This window comes from Mesorhizobium sp. M4A.F.Ca.ET.022.05.2.1 (genome assembly GCF_003998845.1).
GTDB lineage: Bacteria > Pseudomonadota > Alphaproteobacteria > Rhizobiales > Rhizobiaceae > Mesorhizobium.
Genome location: NZ_RZOJ01000060.1, coordinates 1 through 22,367, shown reverse-complemented (window position 1 = coordinate 22,367; position 22,367 = coordinate 1). Strand labels below are relative to the sequence as shown.

The 22,367-nt window shown below is 61.1% G+C and carries 25 protein-coding genes; 6 read left to right on the top strand and 19 right to left on the bottom strand.

Translation table 11 applies throughout. The features are described 5' to 3' along the window. From EN745_RS09865 to EN745_RS09855, 3 genes are all read right to left on the bottom strand, one after another. A partial coding sequence (locus EN745_RS09865; protein WP_127421167.1) for a DUF1403 family protein occupies positions 1-281 on the bottom strand: 281 nt, incomplete at its 3' end. A gap of 318 nt (positions 282-599) precedes the next feature. Continuing rightward, positions 600-944 (bottom strand): helix-turn-helix transcriptional regulator, encoded by a 345-nt coding sequence (locus EN745_RS09860; RefSeq protein ID WP_245487683.1) that lies wholly within the window; start codon positions 942-944, stop codon positions 600-602. Between the two features lie 177 nt (positions 945-1,121). Then, on the bottom strand, positions 1,122-2,468 hold the full coding sequence (locus EN745_RS09855; protein WP_245487682.1) for a CapA family protein: 1,347 nt from the start codon (positions 2,466-2,468) through the stop codon (positions 1,122-1,124). Positions 2,469-2,980: 512 nt separating this feature from the next. On the opposite strand from EN745_RS09855, the gene EN745_RS09850 reads away from it, so the two are divergent. Further along, positions 2,981-3,223, top strand: coding sequence for a hypothetical protein (locus tag EN745_RS09850; protein ID WP_127400106.1), 243 nt, complete (start codon positions 2,981-2,983; stop codon positions 3,221-3,223). Positions 3,224-3,235: 12 nt separating this feature from the next. Here the strand turns inward: EN745_RS09850 and EN745_RS09845 are convergent, their stop codons facing one another. The 6 genes from EN745_RS09845 to EN745_RS09830 all read right to left on the bottom strand — a co-directional run bounded on the left by EN745_RS09845 (position 3,236) and on the right by EN745_RS09830 (position 6,194). Next, positions 3,236-3,487 carry a hypothetical protein gene (locus tag EN745_RS09845; protein WP_127400105.1) on the bottom strand — a complete coding sequence of 84 codons (252 nt, stop codon included), beginning with the start codon at positions 3,485-3,487 and terminating at the stop codon, positions 3,236-3,238. 79 nt (positions 3,488-3,566) lie between these two features. Beyond that, positions 3,567-3,725 (bottom strand): hypothetical protein, encoded by a 159-nt coding sequence (locus EN745_RS36040; RefSeq protein WP_189340449.1) that lies wholly within the window; start codon positions 3,723-3,725, stop codon positions 3,567-3,569. Positions 3,726-4,048: 323 nt separating this feature from the next. Continuing rightward, complete coding sequence (locus EN745_RS09840) at positions 4,049-4,324, bottom strand: hypothetical protein (protein ID WP_127421165.1); 276 nt, start codon at positions 4,322-4,324, stop codon at positions 4,049-4,051. Positions 4,325-4,670: 346 nt separating this feature from the next. Beyond that, entirely contained in the window at positions 4,671-4,853 is a 183-nt protein-coding gene (locus EN745_RS09835) for a hypothetical protein (protein ID WP_127400103.1), read from the bottom strand. Between the two features lie 104 nt (positions 4,854-4,957). Then, positions 4,958-5,116 carry a hypothetical protein gene (locus tag EN745_RS36035; protein ID WP_189363005.1) on the bottom strand — a complete coding sequence of 53 codons (159 nt, stop codon included), beginning with the start codon at positions 5,114-5,116 and terminating at the stop codon, positions 4,958-4,960. A 610-nt stretch (positions 5,117-5,726) separates the two neighbouring features. Further along, positions 5,727-6,194 (bottom strand): YidB family protein, encoded by a 468-nt coding sequence (locus EN745_RS09830; protein ID WP_127400102.1) that lies wholly within the window; start codon positions 6,192-6,194, stop codon positions 5,727-5,729. A 1,103-nt stretch (positions 6,195-7,297) separates the two neighbouring features. Here EN745_RS09830 and EN745_RS09820 point away from each other — a divergent pair. The 4 genes from EN745_RS09820 (at position 7,298) to EN745_RS09800 (ending at position 9,759) form a co-directional block, all read left to right on the top strand. Beyond that, complete coding sequence (locus tag EN745_RS09820; RefSeq protein ID WP_281033505.1) at positions 7,298-7,606, top strand: helix-turn-helix transcriptional regulator; 309 nt, start codon at positions 7,298-7,300, stop codon at positions 7,604-7,606. 27 nt (positions 7,607-7,633) lie between these two features. After that, on the top strand, positions 7,634-7,822 hold the full coding sequence (locus EN745_RS09815; protein WP_127400101.1) for a DUF3606 domain-containing protein: 189 nt from the start codon (positions 7,634-7,636) through the stop codon (positions 7,820-7,822). An 810-nt stretch (positions 7,823-8,632) separates the two neighbouring features. Continuing rightward, entirely contained in the window at positions 8,633-8,815 is a 183-nt protein-coding gene (locus tag EN745_RS09805; protein WP_245487681.1) for a hypothetical protein, read from the top strand. Positions 8,816-9,450: 635 nt separating this feature from the next. Next, a complete protein-coding gene (locus tag EN745_RS09800; RefSeq protein ID WP_127421163.1) occupies positions 9,451-9,759 on the top strand; it encodes a hypothetical protein in 309 nt (102 codons plus the stop codon). Between the two features lie 258 nt (positions 9,760-10,017). Here the strand turns inward: EN745_RS09800 and EN745_RS36030 are convergent, their stop codons facing one another. From EN745_RS36030 to EN745_RS09780, 5 genes are all read right to left on the bottom strand, one after another. Further along, on the bottom strand, positions 10,018-10,185 hold the full coding sequence (locus EN745_RS36030) for a hypothetical protein (protein WP_189347588.1): 168 nt from the start codon (positions 10,183-10,185) through the stop codon (positions 10,018-10,020). Between the two features lie 356 nt (positions 10,186-10,541). Then, positions 10,542-11,471 carry a DUF2493 domain-containing protein gene (locus EN745_RS09795; protein WP_127421162.1) on the bottom strand — a complete coding sequence of 310 codons (930 nt, stop codon included), beginning with the start codon at positions 11,469-11,471 and terminating at the stop codon, positions 10,542-10,544. A gap of 356 nt (positions 11,472-11,827) precedes the next feature. Further along, entirely contained in the window at positions 11,828-12,880 is a 1,053-nt protein-coding gene (locus EN745_RS09790) for a toprim domain-containing protein (RefSeq protein WP_127421161.1), read from the bottom strand. A gap of 60 nt (positions 12,881-12,940) precedes the next feature. Next, positions 12,941-15,037, bottom strand: a complete 2,097-nt coding sequence (locus EN745_RS09785; RefSeq protein WP_127400417.1) for a ParB/RepB/Spo0J family partition protein — start codon at positions 15,035-15,037, stop codon at positions 12,941-12,943. 166 nt (positions 15,038-15,203) lie between these two features. Then, entirely contained in the window at positions 15,204-16,394 is a 1,191-nt protein-coding gene (locus tag EN745_RS09780) for a DUF932 domain-containing protein (protein ID WP_127400416.1), read from the bottom strand. 507 nt (positions 16,395-16,901) lie between these two features. On the opposite strand from EN745_RS09780, the gene EN745_RS09775 reads away from it, so the two are divergent. Next, entirely contained in the window at positions 16,902-17,198 is a 297-nt protein-coding gene (locus EN745_RS09775) for an AlpA family phage regulatory protein (RefSeq protein WP_127399894.1), read from the top strand. On the opposite strand, the gene EN745_RS09770 is transcribed toward EN745_RS09775, so the two are convergent. The 5 genes from EN745_RS09770 to EN745_RS09750 all read right to left on the bottom strand — a co-directional run. Further along, positions 17,152-18,408 (bottom strand): site-specific integrase, encoded by a 1,257-nt coding sequence (locus tag EN745_RS09770; RefSeq protein ID WP_127421160.1) that lies wholly within the window; start codon positions 18,406-18,408, stop codon positions 17,152-17,154. The genes EN745_RS09775 and EN745_RS09770 overlap by 47 nt on opposite strands. 292 nt (positions 18,409-18,700) lie before the next feature. Next, positions 18,701-20,263, bottom strand: coding sequence for a glutamine-hydrolyzing GMP synthase (gene guaA, locus EN745_RS09765; protein WP_127421159.1), 1,563 nt, complete (start codon positions 20,261-20,263; stop codon positions 18,701-18,703). Between the two features lie 55 nt (positions 20,264-20,318). Next, positions 20,319-20,975 carry a 5'-methylthioadenosine/S-adenosylhomocysteine nucleosidase gene (locus tag EN745_RS09760; RefSeq protein WP_127399893.1) on the bottom strand — a complete coding sequence of 219 codons (657 nt, stop codon included), beginning with the start codon at positions 20,973-20,975 and terminating at the stop codon, positions 20,319-20,321. A 3-nt stretch (positions 20,976-20,978) separates the two neighbouring features. Then, positions 20,979-21,437 carry a PaaI family thioesterase gene (locus tag EN745_RS09755; protein ID WP_126056380.1) on the bottom strand — a complete coding sequence of 153 codons (459 nt, stop codon included), beginning with the start codon at positions 21,435-21,437 and terminating at the stop codon, positions 20,979-20,981. A gap of 95 nt (positions 21,438-21,532) precedes the next feature. Beyond that, a partial coding sequence (locus EN745_RS09750; protein WP_145992001.1) for an RsmB/NOP family class I SAM-dependent RNA methyltransferase occupies positions 21,533-22,367 on the bottom strand: 835 nt, incomplete at its 5' end.

The following is a 22,367-nucleotide window of genomic DNA, read 5'->3' as shown; positions in this document are numbered from 1 at the left end:
GCGCCGGCCGGCCGCAGCTGCCAGGCATCGCGCAGGGCGGCTTCATCCTCGGCGCGGCCGGCGAGCCGCATGCTGGCGGCGGCGCAGCGAAGCGCCAGCCGCTGGCGCCAGGCGCCGGCCCAGCTGGCTTGCGCGCGGGCAAGCGTGTCAAGCGCAGCCAGGGCAGCGCCGGCCTGGAAGGCGGCGTCACTGTCGCTCAGCGCGCCGCCGGCGAGCGCCCAGGCCGGAACGGTAGGCGGCGCGGCGACGGAGCTGGCGGTCGCGGGATCGAGGCGAATCATGCTGTCGAGGGTAAAGCGGCGGTGCGCTTTATGCCATCTCTTCCGTCTCAAAACGCACAGCCTGTCGCGCGGCCAAAACGAATGATAATGTTGCCTTATCAATCATTTAGTCATGCTAGCCGATGTCGTGTCGGTCAGAGTTCTCCGTTGGCGCTGCGGACGAAGTGTTTTGTTGGGCAAGGTCTCCGAAGCGACCATTTGGGCGACTACTAGAGGCACAAACGGACGGACACAGCGCTCCAACCTGCGTCCCCACCAGTCACCAGGCATTTTGTGCTCAGTTGGCGCCAGTTGTCCTACCAGGCCCGCTGTCCTTCACTATTTAGGGAAAGATAACTCTTCCCCGATAGCGGCGATCAGGGCAGACACACGTGCCCGCACCCGTGGAGGTAGTTGAATGATACGCTCGATTAGATGCCGACCCTCAGCGCTGGCAATGAAGCCAATGCGCTCATCGACCGGCAGAGGGGAAGCTGCAAGACCGCTCTCACCATTCTCCGGAAGCCCTTCAAAAAAACGGCTGACGGGGACACCCAGTGACTTGCCAATCTCATAGATCATGGAGGCACTTACACGGTTTATTGCGTTCTCGTATTTTTGCAGCTGTTGGAAGGTGACGCCTATCGATCGGGCAAGCTGAGCCTGCGACACGTCAGACAGCACGCGAACCGTCGCGATCTGCCTGCCTACGTGAAGATCTGCGGGGTGAGGGTCCCGCCCGATCCTTGCCTTTAACACTGCCCCGAAAGGGCGCGAGCTTTTCGGCTTCAACAAAGCTTTCGATGCTCCACGATGTCACGCTCGGAGTCCGTCGGAGCGGCTCTGGCTTTAGTTTGATCGTCAGCCGAATTTGCGCACCAGCGGCGCAACTATCCTGCCTGAGCATCCAGATATTTCGATCCCGGTACCGAAGGCACGCGAGCGGCTTGCGAACCCCTCGAGAATATCTCGCGCCACGTGTCCGGCGGCGGGGACGGGAACCAATTTGCCCGGCTCGGAACCGGTGCGTTCATTTACCTCGCCGATAACGACCGGCAGAAGGTCTATGTTTTCGAGCGTTCCATTCGCATCATAGCGGCAAGCCGCGACAATGCTCTGCCAGACTTCCGGAGGATCCCATTCGCCCTCGTCCGGATGGACGTGAAACAGGAAATTTCCGAGACCGTAGAAGATGGGCAAGCCATTATAGATTTCCACCGCCTGAAGAACCGGGGCGCCGTGACTGACGAAGAGGCCTGCGCCGGCGTCGATGCATGTGCGGGCAAAGGTTTGAACCCAGCGCGGCACGTCCTGCCAACCCGGTTCCCAATGGTGGTGGTGCAGATAGGCGATCACAAAATCGCCTTGCGCTGCTGCCTGCCGGATCGCCGACAGATGGATATTCGCGCTCTGCTGATCGATCTCGATCAAGCGGCTGAAGTCGGCAGCCTGCTTGAACACGGTCCCGTAGAAATTCAGCTCCTTCCCACTCCTTAGCTCCGGCGGATCTTCCGGTTGCGCGTAGTTGGTGAGTTCAAGGTGCGAGCTTTGCAACTGATCGCCGAGCCTTGCCAGCCTTCGGAAGTGCCCGTTGGGCACCCCAATCTTCCGAACGGTTTTCAGCCGGTTGACGCCAGGCCGAGCCGGACGGGAATCGGTGCTGTTCTCGGCATACATGTTGGCCGGGCCCGGGCCTGCGTCTATCGCAAGAAGAGAGGCCCGGCGGGCGCCCAGATGACGATGGCCGAGTTTCGCGGCATGGGTCTCATCGATGCCGACCCCAGCATGCAGGAAGCCTCGCGCTTCGACCTCCTCCAGCGTCGCGAGGACGCCAGAAACACCGAGATCGAATGCGTGGTTGTTCGCCAAGGCAAGCGCGTTGAACCCGATATCCTGCAACGCATCCAAGACTTCAGCCCGTGAATAACCGAAGTACCTGCCTTTGGTCGGCCAACCACCATGTTTGCCGAGGATCGTCGATTCGAAATTGGTGAAGACGACATCACCTTGCTGATGGTGGCCATGATAATTCTCCTTGATCCTATCTGTCTCGAGCTCGCACCATTGCGACTCGATGGTGGTCGAAAGGTCGAAGGCGATCGCTGGCGCACCGGAGGGCCGAAGCGCAGCGGAGGACGGCGCTGGAGCGACTTTGTTGCTCGCGAGGAATGACGGCGCAGCCGGCAGGGGAAGAAAGTCGTGACGCACCGTTGCGCAACAAGCGATTGAGGCGAAGCCGTTCTTCGGACCAGAAACACCAATCGAGAGACCGCATCGGTGTTGGCCAAGACACCTAGGTCCCAGGAGAAAAGGTGACCTGCGCCGATCTGACCCCGGCAACAGAGGCTGCACGCAAACGGTAGTCGCTTCGCAACTGATCCGCGCGTCTGCATTGACTAATGTGCGCATAGCGTGGTGGCTCCGGTACCCGGCTCTTCGGCGTTGCACATAGACGTCTCCCGAGTTCGCGGGCTACGACGATGCCTGCGGTGCAAAATTCGATCGCTGTTTCCGCATCCACGTGCCGGCTTGTCGGCAAGGGATGAGGGCGTCGGTCATCGTTGTCGTGTCTCTACGCCCAAGAAAGCTCCGGCAGGCTTTGGCCCTGCACTGTCCTAACCACCGGCGACGCGTCCGGCACGCTCCTGCAGTCCTGTGCGCTCCCCACTTAGGAACCGACATTCGATGCCGCCGTTCTCCTGAGCGATCTGGAGGTGCGAATGTTCAATCCGTGGTTCGATCTTTATTTGTCGGCGCTGGAAGCTCACCAGGTAATTTGGCTTCGAACGCTGCGGATTGCCCGGGGAGGCAGATTGGCAGAGAGGGAAGCGAAGCAAATGATCACTGAGAAAGTGGAGGCGGCCACGCTCGCCGGTACGCTCTTCGCTACCGGATCGGTGGGCAAGGTCGCAGCCGTCTATCGGAGGAAAATTAGAGCCAACAAAAAACGGCTCTCCATCTAATTTCTAGATGACCTAGTGGGACTCCTGCGAAACCGGAAACGACTGAGACACGCTGATGGTAGCAGAATAGACCAGCCGCCCGGCTTCCTCATAGACGGAGACGGTCATGGATTCATCCAAATCGCTTGAGGCCAGTTCGTCGACTGCTATGTCTTGAAGAGCCTTTAGCGCCTCTCGTCGCATTTCGCTCAGGCCATCGAGATCGACCCAGGCATCGCCTAGAGAGTGCCCATTTCTCACAACCTCGAAGAGGTATTTCGACATTCGGCCACTGTGAGACAAAGCAAATGTGGCGGCATTCAAATTTGAGGGCCGGCTATGAGCACGGCGTCCAGCCCTCCGCCTAGCCGGCGGTCAATGCTTTGTGGGGCCTGACGCCGTGGGCGAGAATGCTGATTTCGGCTTCGGTCAAGGTGATCTGATAGCGCTGTGTGGAATTCTTCGAGTAGATGTCGTCAGCAATAATCGAGACGGTCACATCGCCATTTTCGTCGATCTGCACATCCTCGATCTGCAGCGGCGCTGAGTATATGCACTTCGGTGATCCTGGCCTTCGCGCAGGCTGAGCAGACAGTCGCAATGTGAAAAATCCCTTGCTGTAACAGCAATGCGTCTGACGCAAAATTGATGCCAGCAATTCGGTCCCGAGATGAGACACTGAAACGTTGGGCTACTCCCACGTTCGTCCTTATGGATACGTGCCTGCTATTTCGGCGAGAGCGTATTGTTTCGCCAGCCGGCGCCGTGTTCGCCCCCGACACCCAGCGTCGGTTAGGCCCGGCGTTTGCTGGCCTACCCACGCTAGCCTGCCGGGCCGCTCTCGTTTCATGGACTCCAGCCTTTGCGCTTGTCCGGTGAGGACGCGTGGTTGGTGAATTGCAGGTTCTGGTCATCTCGGCCGGCGCGGCGGCACTCGTGGCAAAAGATCACCTTTGCCAGATCCCAATGAAGGCACGGTTGGTCAGGGCCGAGACGCTCCACAAGCGCGGCGACATCGAGCACGACATGGCGCCTGCAGGTGAGGAAGTCGACCGACATGCCTGTCCCGGCCTCCAGCTTCTTGCCTAGCGTATCTTCAACAAAGGGGAATTTCATTGTCATGGCGATCTTCGAGAATGAGGTCGCCGCACCTAATAGGATTATATTCCTGATCGCCGATCGCTTGCCAAGGGCTTACGCGATCACGCCATGTCCAAAAGAGGTATCTTAGTCGAGATATGCGGCGGTCCTAATGGGCCGCCAGGCCGGCCTTCCAGGCATTGCTCCCCAACGAACGGGCGCCGGCCACCTTTAGCCCGTCGTTAGGTGTGGGGGCACACCAGCGACGGGCTATCGGGCGCCTATTCAGCCTTCGTTCACAATATTAGCGCAAGCTAACGTAAGGTCATGCTGGTACAGCGTACATGCAAGCCCTAGCACCGACCCCCTCAACGCTGGGGCTTCCTTTTCAATGCTGGGTCTTGCCGCTTGATTGATCCGCCTGCGCTATAAACTTGTTAAAGGCGCGCGCCTCATCGACGGTCTCAAACTGCCGAGACATTGTCGTGCCGTCCGGCTTTAGAACCACTGCGAGGAATGGAAGCCCGAACACGGGCGGGTGATAGACGGCATAGATCGTGCTGCGCTTCATCGCGGCGTTTTACAGGGATTTCTGGCCCGGAACTAGATGCGCGTCGGTGTTCGGGTCGGCGGTCTTGGAGTCTTCAACTCTCCTGAAAGGGGTGGGGTGCCAAGTTAATCGGCGCCGGGGCTTTTGCGTACAATCCATTCGACCACGTTGGGGTCGACGTAGTCATCGCCTGTCACAATCCGAACGAGCTTCGTTGCGCGCGGTCGCCACTGGTCCTCAGGAACCTTATCCTCATCCACCCAGCGGTTGAACGCTTCGCGCATTACGTCGAATTCGAAGTATGAGGCGTTGTTGTTGGTCGGCTGCTTCGGGATGGGTTCACAACGGCTTACCGTCCGAAATGTTCCAGCAGGAAATTTGGCCCGTCATTCCTAGGGCCCACTTGGTTTGTCAGGAACGGCTAAGCTACGAACGGCTGCCAGTGTAGCTCGAATGGGCTTCGGCGTGATCTCGGGCAGACTGCCTCAGCTAGTGGTTTGTCCGGTCTTCACGCAGGACGTTGTAGAGAAGCAGGGCCGCCAACAAAGACGCCAAGGCGCCCAACACGTCACCGCCGGTCAGCGCTGAGCAATATACGAAAGCGAATGCCAACTCGGCCATGGTTTCCACTGGCGGGTGTTGTACAGGATTCCGGGGGAGAACCTTTAGAGAGCGCTAAAGTTCCTGGTTGGGATTGGCAGCCGGATATGACATTTGCGCCGGCACGTAGCCCAGCCTGCTTCTACTATGGACACAGGATAGCAGGCCGGCCACACTCCACCAACGGACCCGGAGTTTCAGAATATTGAAACTCAGGTAACGGTCCCACAACCTATCCTTTCGGTGAGTGCGATTAAGCTCGCTCCAGTGGTGAGGGCCGAAGCGGTCTCCGCCCTACCGCTCGGGAGTGCGTGGCGGCACCTGATCGAGGAGTGTGATCTCCTCGGTCTCTATGCTCGGGTTTGCAGCCGGCAATTCGCCCTCTGGCGTCAGCTTGTCGACCGCTTCAGGCAAATCTTTGGTGATCCTGGCAATCAGCTCATCGCGTGACAGACCAGTCTGCATCGAAAGAGAAGTGAGGGTGTCCTCGTCGATTGCGTTCTCCACGTCCTTTGGTTCGATCGGCTGATTGGGTCCACTGCTAACCCACGAATCTACCTTCGACCCCGCTCCAGCATTTCTGAAGCGGTCGAGGATGTCCCCAAGCGCCGTCCCGGACACGCCCTTGGATAACTGATCCAAGAGCCCTCCCTGCGGGTTGTTTGGATCGCGATTTCCTCGGATCAAGTCTCCGATCTTCTCGCGATTTTGATAGGCTAGAATGCCAAGCACTGCGACAGCCAGTCTTCCCAGATTTGCCATGGTTTCCTCCCTTGGATCACAGGAGAAGGTTTCGTGATCGCAAAGGTTCCGCCCGTCCATGTGATGCTGCTGCGCTAGCCCGTCTCTTCCGTGAAATCCGGCAGCGAGGCATGCCGCAAGTCGTCCTCGCCGCGCAGATGCTTGATGCGGCCGATCAGCCCCGGCTTCACCCATTGCGTCGCCGGCCGCTTCATACCCTTCTGCGGGCCTCCTTGAGCCTCCTGGACGCGCTGCCCCACGATGCGCGAGTTTGAGAAAGGCCACCGAATTCAGGGTCCGGGCAATCTCAGACGCATGCGACAAGCACTGGAGGCAGCCGGTGTGGCAAAAAAGGCCCGCCGGCCGAGGCCAACGGGAGGTCTACTGGAATAGCCAGAGCGTGGTCTGGCACGCTGCAAACGGCCCACCGGCGTTGTGTTTCAACTTGCTAAATTGACTTAGGACCCTGCCAACGGGTGCTCCAGCGGGGGCGGCCACCCGGGCGGGTTTTGCCGGCAGGCGGGTTTTTCTCATCGGCTGACGGTTCGTCTCAGCGGAGATGAGCTTGTCTTGACAGCAGGCACCCTCATTTCTCGTGCCCTCTCCAGGTCCAACTGACTGGCATACTCAGCCTCGAAGGCCTCCGAGTGCCTTCGATACTCGCTCCGCAGATGGAAGTATGGCAGCGCAAATCCGAAAAGGATGATGACGCCGATTGCCCCCGTCATGTGGTCGATAACAGCAAGCCGGTGGAAGAGCGCCATCGCGCCTGCGGTCACAACCGCCCCGTTCATTCCTGCACGGAAAGGGTCAAATTTGGGCGGCGGCGCAAGCGAATCGGCCCGTCGCTTCGCCTAGGTAAACGGCTGCCACGAGCTTGCGACCAAGTCCCGATTGCTAAGCGCAAGTGGCAATGGGGAGGGCCGTTTGGATCCGATAACGAAAAAGGCCCGCTCCGTGTCGACATCAAAGCACAACTGGTCCCCGGCACGCTTACGCATCGAACCCCATGCAACATCGAATCTGATTCAATATCGCATGGCCGTTTCAGTTCCGTTAGCAAACCCTGAAATGCTCCGGAACCTTCCGTTCAGTCCGCTATTGGTCAACAGGAGGTCCGTGAAGTGCGAAAACTGACAGCAGAGCAGTCGCGAGCAGCAAGAACGCTATTGAAGTGGTCGCGCGTGCGGCTTGGCGCCAAGTGCAATCTTAGCGAAACGACGATCAGCGATTTTGAGAACGGGCTAAGGAAACCGCATCCCCGCAAAGTTGCCGCTATGCTGCTGGCTTTCGAAGGGTCGGGAATTGTCTTTTCCGCCGAAGGGAGCCCATCACTATCGCGCTCTGAGGGTCAGACTGGTGGTCGCCACACCGGCAACAGATCGTGGCGCCGTCGGCAGACACAGGGCGCGGGAAGAAACTCCTCGACGTAAGGAGATTCTGGCGGAAGGAGTCCCCAAATGGCAAAGGACAAAAGCAGAGCCGACTTCCGCGCCGCAGGCCAAATCTCGCTTGACGATGACTATGAGGTGAATTTATTCGCCCTGCAGAACAACATCACACCGGCTCAAGTTCGAGAACTCATCCGCAAGCACGGCAATGATCGCGCGACCCTGACCAAGGCTGCCAAGGCATTGCCAGGACGATGACGAGAAATTCCCAGACGTGAGACCACCAATGAGGCGAGCCGCCTTGCCCTGATCACCGGGCCGACCACCAGACCTTGTCTACATCGGCCCCGGATCATGCCCAGCTTGACGCGACAAGCGCCTCAAACCCTGCCGTAGGCGAGCATCCGACAGTGTATGTCGACGTGGCGCGATACCTGCAGGAAACGCAAAGCCCGCCGTCTCGGGGAGAGAACGACGGGCTTTTGCTTGGGGAGCGGCGGGGGGACTGGCCGCTCGCGATAGAAATCCGCCAGACCTGAAACTGTCCCCTGATGACTGAGACGCTATCCACTGCCGACAGACCTGCTGATTTTTCTTCGCGCCAGCCCTGCAGTGTGAGATAATTCCGACCAGGGTTTTAGGGCGGCAACGATGTCATTGTCGCGCAACAGTGGTGTGTACGAACCGCTGATCTGGACTTGCTCCAGCGGGTCTTTGACCGACTGTGCAAAGAACGCCGGCTAGCCCTCAAGGACAGGGACCAGAGGGAATATCTTGCCTCTCAAATCTTCGAAGTTTTCGACAACGGATCTACCGACGAGACCGAGTTGTGGCGATCGCTTTCAAAACTTCGTACCTCCAAGGAGGCACGAGAGAGCCCGTCGCCTGGAGGACATGGTGACGGGCTCTCTGGCCACCCAGAAGCGGGAGATGACCGCTCCAGATAGAACCGCGACCGCGAAGGTCTGTTCCATGTCCGGACACAAATATTAGCATCCGCTTGACGAGGCAGCCGACGGCCCCAGACTCCATAATGTGGAACGGATCCAGCGCCAATCAGAGCACACGGTGAACGGCCTCACCATCAGGCTCAGGATCCCCGATGACGCTCGTCCGGATACGCCCATTTTTTGCGATGATTGCGGAAAGTACCTTGGCACCTGGGATGAGATCCAAACCGACTTTGAGAAGCAGGGCGGCCAGGACGGGGTGTTTCGACTCGACAAAGGCCGCATCCAGCGGATCCGCTAGTGCCGGCCGGCAACCCTCTAGTGTCGACCTTTCAGGAACCTAGCCTCGCGAAGCAGCGAATTCCAATCAGTTCCAATTAACTCGACCAGTCGCTTCGCCTCTTCCTGCCCGATGCCAGTCTCCCTCATCAGTCGCTCCGCCAACAGCTTTAGATGGGCGATGCGCTCATCTTCATTGTGGATTGCCGAGCACATAACGGTTCCTCCAATGACAGGAACCGCTGAAGTTGGCTTTTGTTTCGAGTGGGTCGCGACTCTGGGCTCATCCGATTTGCGGATAGAGGAACCCGACACCCACCGTTTTTTGCCAAATAGCAGAAGATGGAAGGGCCGATAACGTCGCCAGCCGGTAGCCTTGCCGGCTAGGCCCGGCGGTCAACAAGCGCTTATCCCCGACCATCGGGTTGCTGTTTGCCAAGCCCGGCTCGCTGGTCGAGGTGACACAGGACTTGCGAGCCGGGCTAGCCGCCGACATCTTCCAATCCGGGGAGGAGTGGTTTCAACAGTCGGCGAGGAGCAAAACGTATCCGATCAGGCCTCATCATGCGATGTGGACTGAGGTCCGAATGAGCCTCCTGCAATGGTCTATTTTAGCAACTGCTTGACTATGCCGCCCTGCGCCCCAGAGTCTCCTTCATGGCGAAGGGCAGCATCAAAGTCGGCGACGAGGTCGCGATCACCGCGACCGTGCGCAAGCGCGTGACTGAGGATCGGGTCGCCGTGTTGATCCCTTCCTACCACCAGCCGCATTCCATCGTTGACCGGTCGCCAAACGTGAGCAGCGGGCAGAAGGTCGAGTTGGTGGGCGACGTCATGCATGTCTACGAGGACAGAGTGACGGTGAACCTTGGCGTTCCAGTAACGGTCAGGCTCAACACGGTGCGGCTTGTCACCAGCTACGTGGCGCCGAAACGGAAGACGCCGCTGGTCGATAAGGCGACGTAACAAAAAGCCCGCCGGCCGAAGCCAGCGGGCAAGAGGTGGTCACGACCCTAGAGCCCGCGAGGGTCGAGCCGCAAATATGCTCGCACGGCAGGCAGGTATTCCGCGCTAACAAATGTTAGGCGATAGCCCCGCGCCTTCGCCGGGCACCCTCAAAGCGGCGCGAACGACGCCACGCAAAGATACAGGCTGACGATACTGCCGGCACGGGTGTTCGAGAGGCAGCCGCGCCACGCGGGCCGTCGGCAAAGTCGCGACGATTCATGAGGCGTGGGGGTCTATCTCACCGACGATCTCGGAGGGGTCGCCGTCGTATTCGTCTGCCGGTGAGACAGCGAGCGTGCCGTCGCCAGCGCGAAAGATGACGATGCTGACCATGAGGCTGGTGGCGAGGCTGAAGGCGAAGGCGTTGGCTTCCATGAGGGACATCTTTCCGGCTCCTGCTTTGGAAGCGGGGAGCGATCCCCGCGCGACAGGCGCCCGATGTGTCCGGCCGAGGGCCGCAATCACCGTGAAGGCAAGCCGGAACGGCGGCACGCTTGGCGTAGTCCGACCCTTTATGGGTTGAGTGGCATCAGGCCTTCGGACCGGATCAAGGAATTGCGTCGACAAACGCGGGGATCGGTTCCCTGTTCTCCATTCCAGGACGAGAAGCGATGAGAACCTCATGGTTCGCCGCCTTGCTTTCATCGACGCCACATCGGCCGAAACGGTCGTCGGATCAATGCGCCGGCAGCGACGGAAATCGGGGCGAATGACTTGCGGCGAGTGAAAAGGTGGCCTCTTCACGTGGCGCCGAACTTCATCACCGGAATGCCGAGCCTGCGGGCCTTGTCGGCAAGGTTGTCCTGAACGCCGGAGCCGGGGAAATGAATGACGCCAATCGGCAGAATGTCGAGCATGGCGTCGTTGCGCTTGAAGGGCGCGGCCTTGGCATGCCTGGTCCAGTCCGGCTTGAAGGCGATCTGTGGCACCTTGCGACTGTGAGCCCATTTGGCCGCGATCAACTCGGCACCTTTTGGTGATCCGCCATGCAGCAGGACCATATCCGGATGCTTGCCATGGACCTGGTCGAGCTTGGCCCAGATCAGCCGATGGTCGTTGAAATCGAGCCCGCCGGTGAAAGCGACTTTCGGTCCGGGTGGCAACAGCACCTGGCTGTCCGCATGCTTTCTCGCGGCAACGAAGTCCCTGCTGTCGATCATTGCCGCGGTCAGGTGGCGATGGTTGACGACAGAACCGGAACGCGGGCGCCAGATCGAATGGGTGTTACGCTCGTAGTGCTCGGCGGCCTGGTCGCGCATCAATTCGAAAGCGCTGCGGCGTTCGAGCAGGGTCTGACCTTGGGCGATGAGGCGCTCGAGCTCGACCGACTTGACCTCGGATCCGTCCTGTTCGCGCTGCAGCCGCAGCTGGCTAAGCTCGTTTTCATCGAGCTCCCCCTCGATCCGCCTGGTCGCGCGATGGAACAGGTTAACCGTTCCCCACAGGAGTTCCTCGAGATCGGGTTCAAGGCGTGTGTCGGCCATTGCCACCACGAGAGCGTCGAAGATATCGGCGATGCTGGCTGCGACCACCTTGCCTTCGGGAAGCGGGCGCGGGTCGGGTTCGTCGTCAAAGGGACGGAAACCGTAAAGCTGAAGCTCCTGAAGGACATGATCGGTTGGTGATGATGCGGATTGCGGCTCGAAGCCGGTGTCGTGCTCGGTGTTCATGGCGGCTTGCCTTCGCGGGATCGGCCGCGCCCATCGCGGCCTTCATGGCGACGAAGGCGATGGACGGTCCGGACCTGCACCCTAAACGGCAGCGCAGGGCCGGAACGCAAGTGGAGGATTGCGGAGCCCGGCTATTTTGTCTCGCGATGGAAAGGCCCGCAGACGGGGTCTCGCGCGGTCCGCCGCGCGGGGTGGCAAGGGCCGCCGGAAAATAGCCGGGCGTAGCCATTGCCTGTCCGGACCGGCCGGCGCCCGATCGCCCTCTGGAAGGCCGTGGGCCGGCCCTCGCCCGGCGAAGGTGCATCCGCCCATCCAAGCCACACATCGCTGGCACGCCTCCCTTCTTCCCCTTCCGGTCAGGCCGCCAGCGCCATGAAGCGCGAGACATCCTGCGGCGCGATCTGCACCCGCAGGATCGCCCACAGGGCATTGGCACCGAGCAGGCGCAGATCCTCGTTGAAATCGCCGAGTTGCGGCGTCAGGACCATCGCCTCGATACCGGCCGCTTTGGTGCGTTCAAGGAGGGTTGCCACTGCGCCCTCGCCTGCCGGATCATTGTCACGGGTGATGTAGAGCCGCCGCAATGTACCAGGGAATTGGATTGCGGACAGATGTGCCGCCGACAACGCTGCGAGTGCCGGCATAGTCGGCAGGATTATGCGTTGCGACAGCATCGTCTCGATGCCTTCGCCGGCGGCCATGACATCGCCGCAAAAGCCGAAGCGGACACCGTGACCGAGCAGGTCGCCCAATGCTCGTCTCGGTGTCTCGATCGGAGCGCGGCCGAGATGGGCATCGCTGAATCCGCTCGGATCGAGCCAGGTGCGGTGAGCGCCAGTCACGTCTCCGTTGAGGTCAGTGACCGCTGCGATCATCGCCGGCCAGATCTCAGTCGGCCCGCTATCTTCGGGACGGTAGTAGCAATGCGGGTGGAAGCGTAGACATCCCGTTTCATGCGAAGCCGTAATGCCGCGGCCGCACAAGTACGTCTCAACGAGCGTCCGTAAAATCGGCCGCGAGATAGAGACCAACCGCCGCGCTGCCTCCGCAGAACCGGAAGGCGCCATCGCCCTGGTCTGCTTCGATGCCGTTGGCTGCCGTTCGGAGCGCGGCAAGCTCAGAAAATTGCAGGCTTCCACGCTGATATCGGCAAAGTCGGTCAGGCCGCAGCTCTCGCGGATCACGTCCAGCAGGTCGCCGTGCTCGCCGGTAGCAGCATCAGTCCATTTGCCTGCGGGACCCTTTGGAGTGTCCCTCAGCCTTACATACATCGATCGCCCAGGCGTATTTCGGACGTCGCCTACAAGCCAATAGTTGCCCTGGCGCCGGCCGTTCGAAAGATAGTTGCGACATACCGCCTCCGCCTGCCGGCCGAGCCGGTGCGCGAGGTCGTTGGGGCTTCTAGACACGGTCCGCCTCCAGAAAAATGCCCGCCGTCTCCGGCGGGCCAGATGAAGACTTGCCACTGATCATCCAGCAGCGATCGTATGAGGCTCATTCGCGGCATCGTCATTTTCAGCGAAGCTCTCGGTGTCGGCCACGGACAATTCGCCGTCGTTCCCCGCCGTCGCTTCGACCACCGTTTGCGGCGATCCTGTCTCATTCGTTTCTGTATTCCCGTTTCCCGGGGTGCGCAGGGGCTCAGGTAGCCAACCGCTGCTCCCGATCAGCTTCTCCGCCTCGCTCGCCATGTCGCCCTTCTTGAGGTGCGCTATTCGGTCAGCGGCTTCCTGGCCCTTCGCTTCAGTGAGTGCCTGGAGAATGCGCGCCTTTGTGACACGCCCGAGGAAGTTGTCGACAGACGGCCGCCAGCCGGCCGCCGTCATGTCGAGGTCGATGGCGTGTGCCAGCCGGTCGGCATGGGCGAGAGCGCGCGGGCGCCTGTTCCATGCTTCATGCACAGCGTTGACCGACATGCTGACGACATAGGCGAAAAGCGCGGCCTGGCGATCGCGATCCCAGCCGCGAAGGGCGTCCCAAAGGTCGGTGGCTTCCTTCGGCAGCGCGTTGGCCCAGTCGTCGTGTCGGACACGGATCGCCTGTGCGCAGGTGCTGTCGTTCAATCCTGGCGCTTGGGCGCCGAAGCTGACGCTCTTCAAGTCCAGTTCCAGGCAGCTATCCGACCCATATTGGTAGAAGATCTTCAGCGTGAACGCGTGCAAGGCGGCGAGGAAGGCTATGTCCGGATTTCCACCGAGCGCCTGACGGAGGCCGAGCGTGCGATGTGCCGTCAGTTCCGTCATGAGCCGGTCAGAGATCGGCGAGATGCGATCATCCTCTTCGGGGTCGGCCAGCGGCTCATTGTCGGCCGAAACGCTGCCCCCGTCTCGGACGGCAGAAGCCTCCAAGGGTTCCTCCCCCTCTTCGCTTGGCTGTGTCTCGATGGGCAACTCGTCCTCGGGACGGACGTAGCCGCGCTCGACGCGAAGACAACCGTCTGGCGCGATGCTGATGAAGCCACCGGCGCGGGCAACCTCGAGCGGGTCGAAGGTGAGTGGCCGGGTTTCGAAGGACTGAAGTCCAGTCTCCAACTCAGCCAGACGCTGATCGATTTCGTCCGGAAGGTCCTCGAGGCTGTCATATTCCTCCGACAGACGATCGAGCTCGAGTTGCAAGGCCTTGCGCGTCAACTCCTCCTCGGCGCTAAGGGGGGACGGTTCGCCGCGCAGCTGGCGGAGACCGAAGGCGTGGCCGTAGGCGAAATCGGGCGCGATTTCGATCCACTTCCAGCCTTCTGCGCGAACTGCCTCCGCCTGGCGTTCCATCTCGTCTGCGACCAGCCGATCAACCAGGACGACGTCCTGCAGCCAGCCACCGTCGTCGCCTTGGAACAGGTCGCGCATGACTGTGCCACCGCCATCGACATAGGCGTCGATGCCGATGAACTGCACCCGCTTGTCTGACGCACGCACCGCGCCCTCGGTCAGCATGCGCCGAATGGCATAGGGCTGCTTGTCATACGAGGCCTTCAGGCGTTCGAGAACCTGCTGCTGACGCTCATGATCGCCGGACACGGTGAACGCCATGAGTTGATCGAGCGTCAGACCATCTTCGGCATAAATCTCAAGCAGTGCTGGTGACACCGAAGCCAGCTTCAGGCGTTGCTTGACGACACCGACCGAGACGAAGAACGCGGCAGCGATCTCCTCCTCCGACTGGCCCTTTTCGCGAAGGGCGAGGAAGGCACGGAACTGATCGAGGGGATGAAGGGGCGCGCGCTGGACGTTTTCCGCCAGCGAGTCCTCCTCGGCAATGCCTTCCTCTCGCACGATGCAGGGAACCGGCGCGGTTTTGCTGAGGCGCTTCTGCCTGACTAGCAGGTCCAACGCCCGATAACGCCGGCCACCTGCCGGAATCTCGAACATGCCGGTTTCCACTCCGGCTTCATCCTTGACTGGCCGGACGCTGAGCCCCTGCAACAGGCCGCGGCGGGCAACGTCCTCGGCCAGTTCCTCAACCGAGACGCCGGCTTTCACGCGCCTGACATTTGCCTGACTGAGCACAAGCTTGTTGAAAGGGATGTCGCGCGAAGACGACAGGGTGATCTTTTTGGCAATAGCAGCCATCGATGTTACTCCGCGACGGGCAGCCGAAAGCCACTCTCTCGACCTCCAACCCGTCACAAAGCGCAGCGCCGCCCTCTTACTCTTGAGGACGACGCCGCAGCACGAGAAAAAGAAGACGAGAAGCGGACAGAACTGGAGACCGGTGCATCTCCTGGCTTCCAGAATGTCAGATCGCCTTGTCGAACAGCTTCTTCGCCCGCGCCTCCAGATCAAGCCGGGCATCCTGATGGGTCTTGTCGCGAGCCACCGCCGTGATGCCCTGCACGAAGTCGAAAACACTTTCAGGCTTGCGACCTTCCTCGGTCAGCACTGTCTCAATGATCCTGGTCGCCTCCGCCTTTGAGAAGCCACGCTTGCGCAGGAAGTCGCCGCGATCGTCATCGGTACGGGCAACGATCCGCTCGCGCGCCGCCTTGATGCCGTTGATGAAGGGCATGGGCGACGAATTGGCAAAGCGTGCAAGCGCCGGCGCGGCCTCACGCGCAAAACGTGAAGCTGCGTATTTCGAATGACGAATGGTAATCTCCTCGAACTCCTCAACACCCCAGAGATTGCGATTCTGGCAAACGGCGCGAAGATAGAAGCTTGCGATGCCGAGCGTCTTGGCGCCGACCTCCGAATTCCAACAGTAAAAGCCACGGAAATAAAGATCGGCTGAGCCGTCCCGTAGCCGGCCAGCCTCGATCGGATTGAGATCGTCGACCAGGAAAAGGAACACGTCGCGGTCAGAGGCGTAGAGCGTCGTGGTGTCCTTAGTGATGTCGGCTCGCGGATTATAAATGCTGGTCGACCAGTCAAGGACGCCCGGCACCTTCCACCGGGTGTCACCTGTGCCGTTGCCGGCGATGCGCTGCACGGCGGCGACCAGTTCGCGATCGAAGATGCGGCCGTAGTCCGGGCCGGTGACCGCACGCAACTCAACACGACCATCCTCGATTTCAAGCGTCTTCACCTGTTCGGAGCGGTGAGACGTCAGGCCATATTGTAGATTGATGCCGGCGAGCGGCGCTGGAAGTTGGCGCAAATAGGCCGCCGGCGCGCCAACCAGACTCGCCAGTTGGCCAAAACTCCAATGGGTTGGGGCGATTGGAATATCGGAGCCCGGCAGCACCAGCTTCAGGCGCTCGGCATCGTTGCGGCTTGCCTCTACACGAATAGCCGCGCTTTCCACGGTTCTCGTCCGGCTGCGCTCGGTCCGCGTCTGCACCGCCTCGAATAGCTCCGATAAGGACAAGTAGCGCTCGTCGGCCGGCCGCGAAAACCATTCCGAGGACACGCGACCAATCCGCTCGCCGCGGCTCAAATCCACCTTGAAGCCGCCGGAAAGATCACGGGTGGCGTTCAGAACTTGTGTCATGGGTCGTCTCCATGACGGGCGCCGAAGGCCTCTCCTTCCGCCTCAACCCGTCGCCGAAAACCCGGCCCTTCTCTGACTCTTTGTCGGGAGAGCCCCCGCTCTCCCGACAAACACAAAAAAGGGCGTACAAGGCGTAAGCACCGAAATGCCCGTCGGAGGGAGTAAGTCAGTTCGGTGCTGGAGCAGGTTCGTGGCCCTGAGACCGGTTCAACAGGGCGGCCGTAGGAGCATCAGCATAGCGCCGCCGTAAGGCGGGATGCGGGACCGACAGCCCCCGGCGAAGGGCGCAATATAATGCTTCCTCGGTAAGCTTGACCTCGGAGCGGCATGCGATCCGTCGAGGCGCGTCAGGTCGAATAACCGTTTCTTCGGTCCGGGTCATGGCGACCCTGACTGACCGATATGTGCGAAAACACCGCCCAACATACGCTTATCGACTTTCGCCCTTTCCATCCTCGCCAGCTATCGGCAGCAATCGTTCTGCGACACGAGGAAAGGTAGGCCGCCATGACTGATCCCAGGGAGGCTACAATAAAGCGGACGATCCGCCGTAAGGAGCTACGTGAAATCGTCCCTCTGGCTGACAGCACAATCTATGAAATGGAGCAGCGCGGGCAATTTCCGCGACGTTTCGCTCTTACCCCCCGTTGCGTCGTGTGGGATTTGGCCGAGGTTGAAGCCTGGCTCCATGCGCGCAGGGCAGCACCAATTCCCCGAGCCAGCCCTCCAGATGTGCGTTTGAGAAAGACCGCTCCTGTCAAAGCGCTGGATCGGGCTCAAAGACCGTCATCATCGGGGGCATAAGGACGACGGGGCGCTTCCTTCCCTCGACCCAGGCTTCCACTGCATCGGACCATTCTTGCATCATGTGGCGGCGCTGAACTTCGTATTCCGCCTTGTTGTAGACACCGCGGGAGGAGCGACCGTCCTCGTGAGCCAGGCATTTTTCGATCCAGTCGCTGTTGAACCCTAGTTCGTTCAAAAGTGTAGAGCCCGTGCGCCGGAGATCGTGCACGGTGAATGGCTCGAGCGGCAGGCCTTCCTTCTTCGCCAGTTCGGCCACCGCATAGGTCACACGATTGAAGGTTGCGCGCGCCATTGGCGCGTCCGCGTCGTAGCGGGATGGCAGCACGAAACGAGAGTTCCCCGAGCAGGTCTTGAGCGCAACAAAGATGTCGAGCGCCTGGCGTGATAGATAGACGTTGTGGGCCTTCGATCGCTTCATCCGTTCCTTTGGAATGGTCCAGACCGCATTCTCGAAGTCAACCTCGTCCCAGGTTGCGTCCTGAAGTTCGCTTTTTCGAACCATCGTGAACAGGATGAGGCGAAGGCCAAGGCGAATGGTGGGCAGTGTTGCGACCTTCTCCAGTATCTTGAGCATGACGCGGATTTCAGTTGGGGAGAGCGAGCGATCTCTCGGGACAAAGTGAGCAATCGATGCCGGCCCTACGTCGTCGGCCGGATTGGACACCTTCTCGCCATGGAGAATGGCGAAGCCGTAAATTTGCTTGAGGATATCACGGACGTGGATCGCCGTTGCCGGCGCTCCACGCTCGACGATCTTGGCACATTGGGCGCGAAGATCGTCCGGTGTGATTTCGGTCAGCAGCCTATTGCGCCAAACCGGCAGGAGTTCGCGTTCGTAAATTGACCGGCGCATTGAGCGAGTGCTATCCGCCATTGATGCCATGGTCAGCCACTTCTCTCCAAACTGACCAAAGCTCTTTGCTTCTTTCAGTCGCCGTTTGTCGCGCTGCTTCTCGATGGCTGGAGAGCGACCTTCTCTAACCGCTCGACGTGCATCGAGGCATTTTTCCCGGGCTTGGAGCAGGGAGATCCCATCGCGCCCGTACTTGCCGAGATAGACGGTCTCCCTCCGGCCATTGAGCCTGTAATCCAGACGAAACGAGATCGTGCCGCTAGGCATGACGCGGACATACATCCCGTCACGATCCGCCACCTTGTACATTTTCTGCTTTATTTTCAATGCCTTGATTGCGGCGTCTGTCAGCATCCCGACTGCCTTTCCAAAAGTACCGTCACGGGTTTTTTGAGGGCTTTTGGCGGAACTTCTTCTTAATTTTCATAGCCTTAGCCTGAAAAAAGTACCGTCATCAGACTTCTATGACGTGACGGTACTGTCGAAAATTCATCGTGGCAATATGTCGGAGGTCCGGCAGCCAGTCCGGCAAGGCCGAACAATGCACGCCGATAGGCAGCGAAAGCTGCTGGCAAAAATTATTTTTAATTTCAGTTAGTTAGATCGATTTTTGGCGTAATTTCGGCGAGGTTCGGATAGACCTGAATCATTCCCACTCGATTGTGCCGGGCGGCTTCGACGTCACATCGTAGACGACGCGGTTGATGCCCCGTACCTCGTTGATGATGCGGGTGGCGGCGGCGGCAAGGAAGTTCATGTCATAGTGGTAGAAGTCGGCGGTCATGCCGTCGACCGAGGTGACGGCGCGCAACGCGCAGACGAATTCGTAGGTGCGGCCGTCGCCCATGACGCCGACGGTCTGCACCGGCAAGAGCACGGCGAAGGCCTGCCAGATGGCGTCGTAGAGGCCGGCCTTGCGGATCTCGTCGAGATAGATGGCGTCGGCCTCGCGCAGGATCTCAAGCTTGTCGCGAGAGATGCCGCCCGGGCAGCGTATGGCAAGGCCGGGGCCCGGGAACGGATGCCGGCCGATGAAGCTCTCGGGCAGGCCGAGCTCCTTGCCCAGCGCCCTCACCTCGTCCTTGAACAATTCGCGCAGCGGCTCGACCAGCTTCATGTTCATGCGCTCTGGCAGGCCGCCCACATTGTGGTGTGACTTGATCGTCACCGACGGGCCGCCGGAGAAGGAGACGCTTTCGATGACGTCGGGATAGAGCGTGCCCTGGGCCAGGAAATCGGCGCCGCCGAGCTTCTTGGCCTCTTCCTCGAACACTTCGATGAACAGCCGGCCGATCGTCTTGCGCTTCTTTTCGGGATCGGCCTCGCCTTCCAGCGCCGAGATGAAGCGGTCGGACGCGTCGACCAGGATCAGCGGCAAATTGTAGTGCTGGCGGAACATCTCCACCACGCTCGCCGCCTCGTCCTTGCGCATCAGGCCATGGTCGACGAGGATGCAGGTGAGCTGATCGCCGACCGCCTCGTGGATGAGGAGTGCGGCGACCGAGGAATCGACGCCGCCCGACAGCGCGCAGATCACCTTGCCCTTGCCGACCTGCTTGCGGATCGCCTCGACGGCGTGCTCGCGATAGGCGCGCATCGTCCAGTCGCCCTCGATGCCGGCGATGTTGTGGACGAAGTTCCTGAGCAGCCTGGCGCCGTCCGGCGTATGCACCACCTCGGGATGGAACATGATGCCGTACATCTTGCGCTCGACATCGCCGAAGATGGCGAAGGGCGAGCCTTCGGACCTGCCGAACACCTCGAAGCCCTTGGGGAGCGAGATGACGCGGTCGCCATGGCTCATCCACACCTGGTGCCGCTGGCCGGGCGCCCACAGGCCCTCGAACAGCGGGCTCTCCTTCTCGATCTCGACGAAGGCGCGGCCGAACTCGCGATGGTTGGAGCTTTCGGCGACGCCGCCCATCTGCACGCAAAGCGCCATCTGGCCATAGCAGATGCCGAGCACCGGCACGCCGGCCTCGAAGACGATCTGCGGGGCGCGCGGGCTGCCGATATCGGTGGTCGAGGCCGGGCCGCCGGACAGGATCACCGCTTTGGGATTGACGCGCTCGAAGGCCGTCTCGGCCGACTGGAACGGCACGATCTCGGAAAAGACGCCGGCCTCGCGGATGCGGCGGGCGATGAGCTGCGTGAACTGGCTGCCGAAGTCGACAATCAGGACGGTGTCGGAGCGATTGGCTGTTTTCATGGCGAGCGTTTAGAGAAAGAAACGAGTCGGCGCAATGGGTTGCGAGGCGTCCGGTTCAATCCGACGGCTTCGCCGCGCCCAGGCTGACCGTGCCGGAAGCGATCGCCTGTTCCAGAAGGCCGACCGCGCCGGCCAGTTTCTCGTCGATAACGTGCAGGTACTCCGTCCAGTCGCCGACATGCCTGAGGTCAGCCGCGCCATCGGAAATGCCGCGCAGGCCGGCGAGTGGCACGCCGAACAGCTGGCAGGCGCGCAGGCAGGCGAAAGTTTCCATGTCGACCATGTCAGCGGCGATCGCATCATAGGCAGCGCCGGAGATGATCGCGCCGCCGGTCGACAGCGACGCCTCCCTGATGCCGGGGATCCTTAGCGGCAAGGGCACGGTGACCGGCAGGTCGAGAAACGGCGTGGCACCCTTCTCGAAGCCCAAAGGCGAGGCGTCGATGTCGCGATAGGCGACCGAAACCGCCTGATAGATCTCCGCCTGCTCCAGCGTGCGGCTGCCGGCCGAGCCGAGCGAGACGACAAGATCCGGCAGCGCCTTCCCCCCCCTCAGCCGGGCAAGCTCGGCGCCCAGCCTGACCCCGGCCTCGACCGGCCCGACGCCAGTCATCAGCGGCGTGAACAGTTTTCTGAGATGCGGACCGTATTCGGCCTGCGCGGCCATGACGAAGAGAACGTCCCTGCCCGCGATCCGCACAGCGCTTGCCATGGATTATCCTTCGATCCCGTCCCGTCCGACGACCGTCATCATGGTGCCGGTCATGGTGGCGATCAGCTTGGCCTCGCCGTCGGCGGCGAAGGCGTAGGCCTGGCCGTCGGCGACGATGATGGTGCGGCCTGGCTTGGTCACCGAGCCGCGGAACAGGAAGCGCTCGCCCCTGCCCGGCGCCAGGAGATTGACCTTGAACTCTATGGTCAGCACGCTGGAATTCTGCGGCAGCAGCGAGAAGGCAGCATAGCCGCAGGCCGAGTCCAGCGCCGTCGAGATGACGCCGGCATGCAGGAAACCATGCTGCTGGGTGAGCGCGGCCGAGTAGGGCATCTCGATCTCGATGATGCCGGGTGTCACCAGGGTCAGCTCGGCGCCGATGGTCGTCATCGCCTGCTGCCGGGCGAAGGATGTGCGGACCCGGTCCTCATAGTCAGGAGCGGGTACGATCTTTGCTGCCATGGCTGTCGCCTTCATTTCCTGGGAAAGCTTATTGCAGAGGCACGCCGCGCAGGCAATCTCTTATGTTGCAGTGCAGCAATGCCGGCACCCCTGCCTCAACCCGCCCTGTGCAGCGCGCAGACATAGAACCCGTCGGTGCCGCTCAGCGCCGGCGACAGCGAGATACCGCCGCCGGCGCCGATGCGCGCGGCGGCTTCATGGCCGGGAAAGCGGCCGTCCCAGAGCTTGCGGTGGTCAACAGGCGCGAACTCACCATGGCGGGCGCGGAAATCGGCCACTTGCTCGCCATTCTCGGCGTCGAACACCGAGCAGGTGATGTAGACCAGCAAGCCACCGGGTTTGACGAAGGCCTTGGCCGCGTCGAGGATTTCCCTTTGCTCGCCCCGGCGCTGGTCGAGCTGTCTTTGCGTCAACCGCCATTTGGCGTCGGGGCGGCGCCGCCAGGTGCCGCTGCCAGTGCAGGGGGCGTCGACCAGCACGATGTCCATATGGCCAGCGAGCGGGCCCAGTTCGGCGGGTTTGCTGACGATCTGGATGTTTCGGTTTTCGGACCGGCGCATGCGGTCGAAGATCGGCGCAAGCCGCGCCTTTTCGGCATCATGGGCAAATATCTGGCCGCGATTGTCCATTTCGGCCGACAGCGCCAGCGTCTTGCCGCCGGCGCCGGCGCAATAGTCGAGCACCTGCATTCCGGCCTCGGCGCCGGCCAGCGTCGCGACGATCTGCGACCCTTCGTCCTGGACCTCGAACCAGCCCTTCTGGAAGGCGGGTTCGGCCTGGACGTTGGGGTGCCTGCCGTCGCCATCGATCGGCGGGATGCGGATGCCTTGCGCGGCAATGCTCGCGGCAGCCGCGCCCGTGCCGTTGAGTTCGGCCAGCACCTTGCCGCGATCGGCCTGCAGCGTGTTGACCCTGAGGTCCAGCGGCGGG

What these genes read in the sequence shown, in the direction of transcription:
- EN745_RS09800 (WP_127421163.1), top strand. Translation starts at nt 9,451, where the DNA reads ATGGCGAAGGGCAGCATCAAAGTCGGCGACGAGGTCGCGATCACCGCG.
- EN745_RS09845 (WP_127400105.1), bottom strand. Translation starts at nt 3,487, where the DNA reads ATGTCGAAATACCTCTTCGAGGTTGTGAGAAATGGGCACTCTCTAGGC.
- EN745_RS09775 (WP_127399894.1), top strand. Translation starts at nt 16,902, where the DNA reads ATGACTGATCCCAGGGAGGCTACAATAAAGCGGACGATCCGCCGTAAG.
- EN745_RS09795 (WP_127421162.1), bottom strand. Translation starts at nt 11,471, where the DNA reads ATGAACACCGAGCACGACACCGGCTTCGAGCCGCAATCCGCATCATCA.
- EN745_RS09785 (WP_127400417.1), bottom strand. Translation starts at nt 15,037, where the DNA reads ATGGCTGCTATTGCCAAAAAGATCACCCTGTCGTCTTCGCGCGACATC.
- EN745_RS36030 (WP_189347588.1), bottom strand. Translation starts at nt 10,185, where the DNA reads ATGTCCCTCATGGAAGCCAACGCCTTCGCCTTCAGCCTCGCCACCAGC.
- EN745_RS09815 (WP_127400101.1), top strand. Translation starts at nt 7,634, where the DNA reads ATGGCAAAGGACAAAAGCAGAGCCGACTTCCGCGCCGCAGGCCAAATC.
- guaA (WP_127421159.1), bottom strand. Translation starts at nt 20,263, where the DNA reads ATGAAAACAGCCAATCGCTCCGACACCGTCCTGATTGTCGACTTCGGC.
- EN745_RS09850 (WP_127400106.1), top strand. Translation starts at nt 2,981, where the DNA reads ATGTTCAATCCGTGGTTCGATCTTTATTTGTCGGCGCTGGAAGCTCAC.
- EN745_RS09840 (WP_127421165.1), bottom strand. Translation starts at nt 4,324, where the DNA reads ATGACAATGAAATTCCCCTTTGTTGAAGATACGCTAGGCAAGAAGCTG.
- EN745_RS36035 (WP_189363005.1), bottom strand. Translation starts at nt 5,116, where the DNA reads ATGCGCGAAGCGTTCAACCGCTGGGTGGATGAGGATAAGGTTCCTGAG.
- EN745_RS09830 (WP_127400102.1), bottom strand. Translation starts at nt 6,194, where the DNA reads ATGGCAAATCTGGGAAGACTGGCTGTCGCAGTGCTTGGCATTCTAGCC.
- EN745_RS09755 (WP_126056380.1), bottom strand. Translation starts at nt 21,437, where the DNA reads ATGGCAGCAAAGATCGTACCCGCTCCTGACTATGAGGACCGGGTCCGC.
- EN745_RS09780 (WP_127400416.1), bottom strand. Translation starts at nt 16,394, where the DNA reads ATGACACAAGTTCTGAACGCCACCCGTGATCTTTCCGGCGGCTTCAAG.
- EN745_RS09835 (WP_127400103.1), bottom strand. Translation starts at nt 4,853, where the DNA reads ATGAAGCGCAGCACGATCTATGCCGTCTATCACCCGCCCGTGTTCGGG.
- EN745_RS09770 (WP_127421160.1), bottom strand. Translation starts at nt 18,408, where the DNA reads ATGCTGACAGACGCCGCAATCAAGGCATTGAAAATAAAGCAGAAAATG.
- EN745_RS09760 (WP_127399893.1), bottom strand. Translation starts at nt 20,975, where the DNA reads ATGGCAAGCGCTGTGCGGATCGCGGGCAGGGACGTTCTCTTCGTCATG.